We start from the raw sequence: 9,802 nt of genomic DNA on the forward strand, positions 1-9,802 counted from the left end.
CAAAAAACCCGTCGCAGTCACCTGCAACGGGTTTCGGGAATTCGCGGTGCCGGCCGAAGCCGGCAAGCCGGAGCTTAGCGCCAGAAAGGCTTGCTCAGCTCTTCGTAACGCTGCGACTCGCTGATACCGGCGTCGGCCAGCAGGCGGGCGTCCAGGCGAGCCAGTTGACGGCGGCTGGCCATGCGGCGCTGCCACAGCAGCAAGGTGGACAGAGCGCGCAGCGGCAGCGAAGCGTTGGATTGTTGGGCGTTGCTTTCAAAAACCAGACCGGAACTGAGGGTACGTTCCATGATGTTTCATCCTTCCGCTTATGGCGGGATTAGGTAGTGATTTAACTGATGCCAATGATCCTCCTCTGTCGTCCATAACAGTAGATACAGTTCGGTTGAAAGACGATGGTCCAGTTAACTGTGTAACCCTACTGTTGCACTCGAAACTGGCGTAACTGTACTGGTCCGCCCTCATTTGGTGCACTTTGATTTGATGAAGAGGATTTTTCAGCCGGGAAAGCGCAAAAACACCAGTACAGTAGTACAGATTCTGTTGCAGATTGCGGCGGGAGTGTATCGATGAAAGGGTTTGACTGTTATGGCCCCTTCGCGGGCTTGCCCGCTCCTACAAGGTAAAGTGCTGCCCTTGAGGGTTGCACATGACCTGTGGGAGCGGGCAAGCCCGCGAAGAGGCCGGAACAGCGGAAGCAGGGCCGCCGTTCCGTACCACATCTGTATCAGCTAGCCAGCATGCGCCCGGTTTCTTCCAGGTTCTCATGCCAGCTCAGGGCTTCACGCAGGATGTGCGGGGTGTGACCGCCACGCTGGCAGGCGCGATCGAAGTAGTCGTTCAGCGCTGCGCGGTAGTCCGGGTGCACACAGTTGTCGATGATCGCCCGGGCGCGCTCACGTGGCGCCAGGCCACGCAGGTCGGCCAGGCCTTGCTCGGTGACCAGAATGTCAACGTCGTGCTCGGTATGGTCGACATGGCTGACCATCGGCACCACGCTGGAAATCGCGCCACCCTTGGCAATCGACTTGGTGACGAACACTGCCAGGTGGGCGTTACGGGCGAAGTCACCCGAGCCGCCGATGCCGTTCATCATCTTGGTGCCGCAGACATGGGTGGAGTTGACGTTGCCGTAGATGTCGAACTCCAGCGCGGTATTGATACCGATGATGCCCAGGCGACGGACCACTTCCGGGTGGTTGGAAATTTCTTGCGGGCGCAGAACCAGCTTGTCCTTGTAACGCTCCAGGTTGCCGAACACGTCGGCGTTGCGGCGGGTCGACAAGGTGATCGAGCTTCCCGAGGCGAAGCTCAGCTTGCCGGCGTCGATCAGGTCGAAGGTCGAATCCTGCAGTACTTCGGAGTACATGGTCAGGTCTTCGAACGGCGACTCGATCAGGCCGCACATCACTGCGTTGGCGATGCTGCCGATACCGGCCTGCAGCGGGCCAAGCTTGTTGGTCATGCGGCCAGCTTCGACTTCTTTCTTGAGGAAGTTGATCAGGTGGTCGGCGATGCCCTGGGTTTCGTCATCCGGCGGCAATACGGTGGACGGCGAGTCCGGCTGGTCGCTGATGACGATGCCGACGATCTTGGCCGGGTCGATCGGGATGGCGGTGCTGCCGATACGGTCGTCGACCTTGACCAGCGGGATTGGCGTGCGGGTCGGGCGGTAGGTCGGGATATAGATGTCGTGCAGGCCTTCGAGGTTGGTGTTGTGCGAGAGGTTGATCTCGACAATTACCTGCTTGGCGAAGATCGCGAAGCTGGCCGAGTTGCCCACCGAGGTGGTTGGCACGATGTGGCCCTGCTCGGTGATGGCCACGGCTTCGATGACCGCGATGTCCGGCAGCTTCAGCTGCTGGTTGCGCAGCTGCTCGACGGTTTCCGACAGGTGCTGGTCGATGAACATCACCTGGCCGTCGTTGATGGCCTTGCGCAGGGTGCTGTCGACCTGGAACGGCATGCGGCGAGCCAGCACGCCGGCCTCGGTCAGTTGCTTGTCCAGGTCGTTGCCCAGGCTGGCGCCGGTCATCAGGCTGATTTTCAGTGGCGACTGCTTGGCACGTTCGGCCAGTGCATGTGGTACGGCCTTGGCTTCGCCGGCGCGGGTGAAACCGCTCATTCCGACGGTCATGCCGTCCTCGATCAGACCAGCGGCATCAGCCGCACTCATTACCTTGCTGTGCAGGGAGGACAAGCGGATACGATCACGGTACATGGATTGTTATCTCGGGCTACTGAAACTACTGCAGCGCAGTCTAGAGACTTCGCCCCTTGCCGTCCCACGACCATGGTCGTATGAGAAGCCTTGGAATAGAGCCGTTGATCCGGATCAATAAAAGAAAAGCCCCGGCAGATTCTGACCGGGGCTTCCTTTATATCAGCTGGTTTGCAGCGGCCGTTGTCACTCCACCGCCTTGACCATGTCTTCGATGACCTTCTTGGCGTCGCCGAACACCATCATGGTCTTGTCGAGATAGAACAGTTCGTTGTCCAGGCCGGCATAGCCGCTGGCCATGGAGCGCTTGTTGACGATGATGGTCTTGGCCTTGAAGGCTTCGAGGATCGGCATGCCGGCGATCGGCGACTTGGGATCGTTCTTCGCCGCCGGGTTGACCACGTCGTTGGCGCCCAGCACCAGCACCACATCGGCCTGGCCGAACTCGGCGTTGATGTCTTCCATCTCGAACACCTGGTCGTATGGCACTTCGGCCTCGGCCAACAGCACGTTCATGTGCCCGGGCATACGGCCTGCCACCGGGTGGATCGCGTACTTCACGGTCACGCCGTTGTGGCTCAGCTTCTCGGTCAGCTCCTTCAGCGCGTGCTGGGCGCGAGCCACAGCCAGGCCGTAACCTGGGACGATGATCACGCTGTCGGCGTTGCTGAGCAGGAAGGTAGCATCGTCGGCAGAGCCGGACTTTACCGGGCGCTGCTCTTTGGAGCCTTGCGCCGCGCCGGCATCGGTATCACCACCGAAGCCACCGAGGATGACGTTGAAGAACGAACGGTTCATCGCCTTGCACATGATGTACGAGAGGATGGCACCGGACGAGCCGACCAGGGAGCCTGCGATGATCAGCATCGAGTTGTTCAGCGAGAAGCCGATACCTGCCGCTGCCCAGCCCGAATAGCTGTTGAGCATCGACACCACCACCGGCATGTCGGCGCCCCCGATCGGAATAATGATCAGCACGCCCATGATGAAGGCCAAGACCAGCATCAGGGTGAAGGCACTGTAGTGGCCAGTGAAGGTGAACAGCAGGCCCAGGGCAATGGTGGTCAGGCCGAGGATCAGGTTCAGCTTGTGCTGGCCGGCGAACTGTACCGGTGCGCCCTGGAACAGGCGGAACTTGTACTTGCCCGACAGCTTGCCGAAGGCGATCACCGAGCCGGAGAAGGTAATGGCACCGATGGCTGCGCCTAGGAACAGTTCCAGGCGGTTGCCGGTGGGGATCGGGTCGCTCATGGCGGCAACGATGCCCATCGATTGCGGTTCCAGCACCGCGGCGATGGCGATGAACACCGCAGCCAGGCCGATCATGCTGTGCATGAAGGCGACCAGTTCCGGCATCTTGGTCATCTCGACGCGCTTGGCCATGATCGAACCGGCGGTGCCGCCGACCAGCAGGCCAACGAGGACGTAGCCGATGCCGGCGGTAGCAAGCTCGGCCCCGAGCTTATAAATGAGGCCGACCGTAGTGACGATGGCGATACCCATGCCGATCATGCCGAACAGGTTGCCGCGCCGCGAGGTAGTCGGGTGCGACAGGCCCTTGAGCGCCTGGATGAAGCACACCGAGGCGACGAGGTAGAGGAGCGTTACCAGATTCATGCTCATGCTTACTTCTGCGCCTCGTTCTTGGTTTTCTTCTTGAACATCTCAAGCATGCGACGGGTGACCAGGAAGCCACCGAACACGTTGACCGCGGCCAGGGCCACCGCCAGGGTGCCCATCAGCTTGCCGGCCGGGGTCACCGTCAGGGCGGCGGCCAGCATGGCGCCGACGATGACGATCGCGGAGATGGCGTTGGTCACGGCCATCAGCGGCGTGTGCAGTGCCGGGGTGACGTTCCACACCACGTGGTAGCCCACATAGATGGCCAGCACGAAGATGATCAGGTTGTAGATGCCATGGGAAATCAGCATGTCTTCCATTGTCGTGCTCCTTAGCCGTTCTTGCGGACGACCTGACCATCACGGCACATCAGGCAGGCCGCGACGATGTCGTCTTCGAGGTTGATGACCAGCGCGCCGTCCTTGTCGAACAGCAGCTTCATAAAGTCCAGCAGGTTGCGTGCATACAGTGCCGAGGCATCGGCGCCCACCTGGGCCGGCAGGTTGGTCGGGCCGACGATGATCACCCCGTTCTCCTGTACCACCTGGTCGGCGACAGTCAGTGGGCAGTTGCCGCCTTGGGCTGCTGCGAGGTCGATGACCACCGAGCCGGGCTTCATCTGCGCGACGGTTTCGGCGCTGAGCAGGGTCGGCGCCTTGCGCCCCGGGATAAGCGCAGTGGTAATGACGATATCCGCCTGCTTGGCGCGCTCGTGCACGGCCTGGGCCTGGCGTTGCATCCAGCTGGCCGGCATAGGCCGGGCGTAACCGCCGACACCTTCGGCGCACTCGCGTTCTTCATCGGTTTCGTAGGGTACGTCGATGAACTTGGCGCCCAGCGACTCGATCTGCTCCTTCACGGCCGGGCGTACGTCGGACGCCTCGATCACTGCGCCCAGGCGCTTGGCCGTGGCAATGGCCTGCAGGCCGGCAACGCCCGCGCCCAGGATCAGTACGCGCGCGGCCTTGACGGTACCTGCGGCGGTCATGAGCATGGGCATGAAGCGTGGGTAGTGATGGGCAGCCAGCAACACCGCCTTGTAACCGGCGATGTTGGCCTGCGACGACAGCACGTCCAGGCTCTGCGCCCGCGAGGTGCGCGGCGCGGCTTCCAGGGCGAACGCGGTAATGCCGCGCTCGGCCATCTTGCCGATCAGCTCGCTGTTGAAGGGGTTGAGCATGCCCACCAGGAGGCTGCCACTGTTGATCAGGGCCAGTTCCTGGTCGTTGGGGGCGACCACTTTGAGCACCAATTGGGCGCCGTAGGCATCGGCTGCACTCCCCAGGGAAGCACCCACGGCCTCATAGGCACTGTCCGGAATGCTGGCATTGAGCCCTGCCCCCCGTTGGACGGTGACCTGATGGCCCTGGCCAATCAGTTTCTTGATGGTTTCCGGGGTCGCAGCGACCCTTGTCTCACCGGTCTGCGTCTCGAGAGGAACACCAATGTGCACGACTATTTCTCCTGCGGTGACCTTTTGTCTTTTTAAAAGCCAGCGTACTTCGGATGGTGCGCTGGGGCGGCTGTGGAGCGCCGACCCGCCGAATCCCGGGCGGGCGAAGCATTTTGCAGACGAAGCCAGAGGCCTTCAACCGGTTCTGGAGCGAAACGAAGTCAAAACTACAAGTCACCCTGTGACCGTATGTCGCAACGGTCAGGCTGCAGCCTGTCAAACATAGGCTATTGGCAGATTAGGAGAAAAAAACAAAAATTTTGCGGTCAATTCGCTTACGGCTTGGTGAATGTCGCAAAATAACCCGCAAAGCCGCGCCGTAAGCAGGGTTAAAGCGGATTTTTGCACCCTGCATAACAGTTTATGTAGATGCGACAAATACATATATCTGTAGGTGTTAAAAATAATTGACTACGGAGTCAATTTATCGCGCTTGCCTACGTCTTCGCCGTATACGCCTGAGCCTGGCTCACCAGCCAGTCGCGGAAGGCGCGCAGCGAAGCCGACTCCACCTTGCGCTCCGGAATCATCAGATAGTAGGCCTTGTCACTACTCAGGGCATGCCTGTTAGCGACCACCAACCTACCCTCCTCCAACTCGCGCTGGATCAGGAACGGCGGAATCAGCGCGATGCCCATCTCATGCATGGCCGCCTGGGCGAGCATCGAGAATAGTTCATAGCGCGGGCCTGTCATGTCGCGTTCCACATTCATGCCGACACTGCCGAACCATTGCCGCCAGGCATAGGGACGCGTGCTCTGCTGCAGCAGTGGCAGTTGGGCAATACGCTGCGCGTCGAGGGTGCCCTGCCCACCCAGCAGCGCCGGGCTGCACACCGGTACCGGGTTTTCCCCCATCAGCCGGTGCGACTGGGTGCCGGACCAGTCGGCATCGCCGAAGTAGATAGCGGCATCGAAGGTGGTGTCGGCAAACAGGAATGGCCGGGTGCGGTTGGTGAGGTTGACCGTGACCTCCGGGTGGCGCTGCTGGAAGTCCTTGAGCCGCGGTAGCAGCCATTGGGTGCCGAAGGTGGGCACCACGGCCAGCTCGATCACGTTGGCGCCCTGCTGGCGCATTACAGACAAGGTGTCGCGCTCAACCGCGTCCAGTTGGGCGGCCACCTGGCGGCTGTAGGAAAGGCCGGCTTCGGTCAGCTTCACGCCGCGGCGCGAGCGGCGGAACAGTTCCACATTGAGGAAGGCTTCCAGGCCGCCTATCTGCCGACAGACGGCACCCTGGGTCAGGGCGAGTTCCTGGGCGGCCTTGGTAAAGCTCTCGTTGCGCGCCGCCGCCTCGAAGCAAACCAGGGCGGCGGTACTGGGGATCTTGCGGCGCATGTACGTCAACCTCACTCGTAAGGCTGTAAATATGGTGTTTTGCCGATTTACGAAGTGACAAATTATCACTAATTGGTGCGCAATCCTCGTTTGTCCCGGCGGCCGATCAGGCCTAGGCTCAAAGGCACAAGAAACTGCCCCCTATTTCGAGGATTTCGCTCATGGCCGGTAAAGCAAGCTTCAACTGGATCGACCCGCTGCTGCTCGATCAGCAGCTCACTGAAGAAGAGCGCATGGTGCGTGACAGCGCTTATCAGTTCGCCCAGGACAAGCTGGCCCCGCGTGTGCTCGAGGCCTTCCGTCATGAACAGACCGACCCGGCAATCTTCCGTGAAATGGGTGAGGTCGGGTTGCTGGGCGCCACCATTCCCGAGCAATACGGTGGCAGTGGCCTGAACTACGTGTGCTACGGCCTGATTGCTCGCGAGGTAGAGCGCATCGACTCGGGTTACCGCTCGATGATGAGTGTGCAGTCGTCGCTGGTGATGGTGCCAATCAACGAGTTCGGTACCGAGGCACAAAAGCAGAAGTACCTGCCCAAACTGGCCAGCGGCGAGTGGATCGGTTGCTTCGGCCTGACCGAGCCCAACCATGGTTCCGACCCGGGTTCGATGATCACCCGTGCCCGGAAGGTCGACGGCGGCTACCGCCTGACCGGCAGCAAGATGTGGATCACCAACAGCCCTATCGCCGATGTATTCGTGGTCTGGGCCAAGGACGATGCGGGTGATATCCGTGGCTTTGTTCTGGAAAAGGGTTGGCAAGGCCTCAGCGCGCCGGCGATTCACGGCAAGGTCGGCCTGCGCGCCTCGATCACTGGCGAAATCGTCATGGACAACGTGTTCGTGCCGGAGGAAAACATCTTCCCGGATGTGCGCGGCCTCAAAGGCCCCTTCACCTGCCTGAACTCCGCCCGCTATGGCATCTCGTGGGGTGCGCTGGGCGCTGCGGAAGCCTGCTGGCACACCGCGCGTCAGTACACCCTCGACCGTCAGCAATTCGGTCGCCCGTTGGCTGCCAACCAGCTGATCCAGAAGAAGCTGGCCGACATGCAGACTGAAATCACCCTGGCGCTGCAGGGCTGCCTGCGTCTGGGGCGGATGAAGGACGAAGGCACGGCTGCTGTGGAGATCACGTCGATCATGAAGCGCAACTCCTGTGGCAAGGCACTGGATATTGCCCGCATGGCGCGTGACATGCTGGGTGGCAATGGCATTTCCGATGAGTTCGGCGTGGCTCGTCACCTGGTCAACCTGGAGGTGGTCAACACCTATGAAGGTACTCACGATGTGCATGCACTGATCCTGGGGCGTGCGCAGACCGGCATCCAGGCCTTCTATTGATAAGGAGCCAGCCCATGGGCGCGCTATCACATCTGCGGGTGCTGGACCTTTCTCGCGTGTTGGCCGGCCCATGGTCTGGCCAGATTCTCGCTGACCTTGGCGCCGATGTGATCAAGGTCGAGCGCCCTGGCAGTGGTGACGATACCCGCTCGTGGGGGCCGCCCTTCCTCAAGGATGCCGAGGGTGAGAACACCAGTGAGGCGGCCTATTACCTGTCGGCCAACCGCAACAAGCGCTCGGTTACCATCGACTTCACACAGGCCGAGGGGCAGCGCCTGGTACGTGAGTTGGCGGCGAAGTCCGATATCGTCATCGAAAACTTCAAGGTTGGTGGGTTGGCTGCCTATGGCCTGGACTACCAGAGCCTGAAGGCGATCAACCCGCGGCTTATCTATTGTTCCATCACCGGGTTCGGCCAGACCGGGCCTTATGCCAGGCGCGCGGGTTATGACTTCATGATCCAGGGGTTGGGCGGGCTGATGAGCCTGACCGGCCGCCCGGAAGGTGAAGAAGGTGCGGGGCCGGTCAAGGTAGGGGTGGCGCTGACCGACATCCTTACCGGGTTGTATTCCACGGTTGCGATCCTCGCTGCCCTCGCCCATCGCGAGCAGACCGGGGGGGGCCAGCATATCGACATGGCGTTGCTCGATGTGCAGGTGGCCTGTCTGGCGAACCAGGCGATGAACTACCTGACCACGGGCAACCCGCCTCGTCGCCTGGGTAATGCGCACCCTAATATCGTGCCTTATCAGGATTTTCCGACAGCGGATGGTGACTTCATCCTTACCGTGGGCAACGACAGCCAGTTCCGCAAGTTCGCCGAGGTGGCCGGGCAGCCGCAGTGGGCGGACGACCCGCGTTTCGTTACCAACAAGCTGCGGGTTGCCAACCGGGCCGAGTTGATTCCTCTGATTCGCCAGGCCACGGTGTTCAAGACCACAGCGGAGTGGGTGAGCCAGCTGGAGGCTGCAGGGGTGCCGTGCGGGCCTATCAATGACCTGGCGCAGATGTTCCAGGACCCGCAGGTGCTGGCGCGCGGGTTGGCGGTGAACATTCCGCATCCCTTGGCGGGAAGCGTGCCGCAGGTGGCGAGCCCGATACGGCTGTCGGAGACGCCGGTGGAGTACCGTCGGGCGCCGCCGCTGCTGGGTGAGCATACCGAGGTGGTGCTGGAGGATGTATTGGGGCTGGGTGCCGGTGAGGTGCAAAGGCTACGCAGTGCCGGCGTCCTTTAAGGGCCTGTGGTCTTGGTGAAAAGCGGGGAGGCCGTCAGGCCTCCCCGCTTTGTTTTTCAGCGATATTAAAGTTTCTTGAAATTAAGGGTTGACGCGGTTTCGAATCCCCTTATAATGCGCCCCACTTCTGACGTAGTCGAAGCGCAAAACTTCTTGAAAATCAATTAGTTAAGCGATTCAGGTAGTATCAGGAGTGCTTCGGTCGCTTGATCGGCAGTGGTTGAGATGATGGTTGACAGCGCTTCTAAACGCTGTATGATTCGCCTCCCGCTACGAGAGATCGCAGCGAGTCAAGTGTTTGAAGCTAAACGAGTTTCTCGCCAAAAACTTCAAAATAAACGCTTGACAGTAAATGAGGAAAGCGTAGAATGCGCGCCTCGGTTGAGACGAAAAGCTCTTAACCAAACGCTCTTTAACAAATCGAATCAAGCAATTCGTGTGGGTGCTTGTGAGTACGGACTGATAGTCAAAAAGATTATCAGCATCACAAGTGACCATGCGAGAAATCACATAGTCATTTGAGATTGCTGAGCCAAGTTTAGGGTTTCTTAAAAACCCAAGCAGTATTGAACTGAAGAGTTTGATCATGGCTC

The 9,802-nt window shown here is 60.3% G+C and carries 8 protein-coding genes; 2 read left to right on the plus strand and 6 right to left on the minus strand.

Features of this window, described 5'->3' with window-relative positions; translation table 11 throughout:
* Positions 1-74 precede the first annotated feature (74 nt).
* From CAG34_RS07260 to CAG34_RS07285, 6 genes are all read right to left on the minus strand, one after another.
* A complete protein-coding gene (locus CAG34_RS07260) occupies positions 75-290 on the minus strand; it encodes a DUF1127 domain-containing protein (RefSeq protein WP_003256968.1) in 216 nt (71 codons plus the stop codon).
* A 437-nt stretch (positions 291-727) separates the two neighbouring features.
* Positions 728-2,221, minus strand: a complete 1,494-nt coding sequence (locus tag CAG34_RS07265; protein WP_013970344.1) for an acetyl-CoA hydrolase/transferase family protein — start codon at positions 2,219-2,221, stop codon at positions 728-730.
* A 186-nt stretch (positions 2,222-2,407) separates the two neighbouring features.
* Positions 2,408-3,844, minus strand: coding sequence for an NAD(P)(+) transhydrogenase (Re/Si-specific) subunit beta (locus tag CAG34_RS07270; RefSeq protein ID WP_015268505.1), 1,437 nt, complete (start codon positions 3,842-3,844; stop codon positions 2,408-2,410).
* Between the two features lie 2 nt (positions 3,845-3,846).
* Complete coding sequence (locus tag CAG34_RS07275) at positions 3,847-4,161, minus strand: NAD(P) transhydrogenase subunit alpha (protein ID WP_003256966.1); 315 nt, start codon at positions 4,159-4,161, stop codon at positions 3,847-3,849.
* A gap of 11 nt (positions 4,162-4,172) precedes the next feature.
* On the minus strand, positions 4,173-5,294 hold the full coding sequence (locus tag CAG34_RS07280) for a Re/Si-specific NAD(P)(+) transhydrogenase subunit alpha (RefSeq protein WP_015268506.1): 1,122 nt from the start codon (positions 5,292-5,294) through the stop codon (positions 4,173-4,175).
* Between the two features lie 437 nt (positions 5,295-5,731).
* Positions 5,732-6,631, minus strand: a complete 900-nt coding sequence (locus CAG34_RS07285; protein WP_054572517.1) for a LysR family transcriptional regulator — start codon at positions 6,629-6,631, stop codon at positions 5,732-5,734.
* A gap of 161 nt (positions 6,632-6,792) precedes the next feature.
* Between CAG34_RS07285 and CAG34_RS07290 the strand changes: the two genes are divergently transcribed.
* Together CAG34_RS07290 and CAG34_RS07295 are read left to right on the plus strand one after the other, a co-directional pair.
* Complete coding sequence (locus CAG34_RS07290) at positions 6,793-7,974, plus strand: acyl-CoA dehydrogenase (RefSeq protein WP_003252907.1); 1,182 nt, start codon at positions 6,793-6,795, stop codon at positions 7,972-7,974.
* A gap of 14 nt (positions 7,975-7,988) precedes the next feature.
* Entirely contained in the window at positions 7,989-9,209 is a 1,221-nt protein-coding gene (locus CAG34_RS07295; RefSeq protein WP_085588962.1) for a CaiB/BaiF CoA-transferase family protein, read from the plus strand.
* Positions 9,210-9,802: the final 593 nt, after the last annotated feature.

The sequence above is a fragment of the Pseudomonas sp. B14(2017) genome (assembly GCF_002113255.1).
GTDB classification, from domain to species: Bacteria; Pseudomonadota; Gammaproteobacteria; order Pseudomonadales; family Pseudomonadaceae; genus Aquipseudomonas; species Aquipseudomonas putida_Z.

Excerpts from the sequence above, each read along its gene's own strand:
- CAG34_RS07260 (WP_003256968.1), bottom strand. The coding sequence starts at position 290 with ATGGAACGTACCCTCAGTTCCGGTCTGGTTTTTGAAAGCAACGCCCAA.
- CAG34_RS07265 (WP_013970344.1), bottom strand. The coding sequence starts at position 2,221 with ATGTACCGTGATCGTATCCGCTTGTCCTCCCTGCACAGCAAGGTAATG.
- CAG34_RS07270 (WP_015268505.1), bottom strand. The coding sequence starts at position 3,844 with ATGAGCATGAATCTGGTAACGCTCCTCTACCTCGTCGCCTCGGTGTGC.
- CAG34_RS07275 (WP_003256966.1), bottom strand. The coding sequence starts at position 4,161 with ATGGAAGACATGCTGATTTCCCATGGCATCTACAACCTGATCATCTTC.
- CAG34_RS07285 (WP_054572517.1), bottom strand. The coding sequence starts at position 6,631 with ATGCGCCGCAAGATCCCCAGTACCGCCGCCCTGGTTTGCTTCGAGGCG.
- CAG34_RS07290 (WP_003252907.1), top strand. The coding sequence starts at position 6,793 with ATGGCCGGTAAAGCAAGCTTCAACTGGATCGACCCGCTGCTGCTCGAT.
- CAG34_RS07295 (WP_085588962.1), top strand. The coding sequence starts at position 7,989 with ATGGGCGCGCTATCACATCTGCGGGTGCTGGACCTTTCTCGCGTGTTG.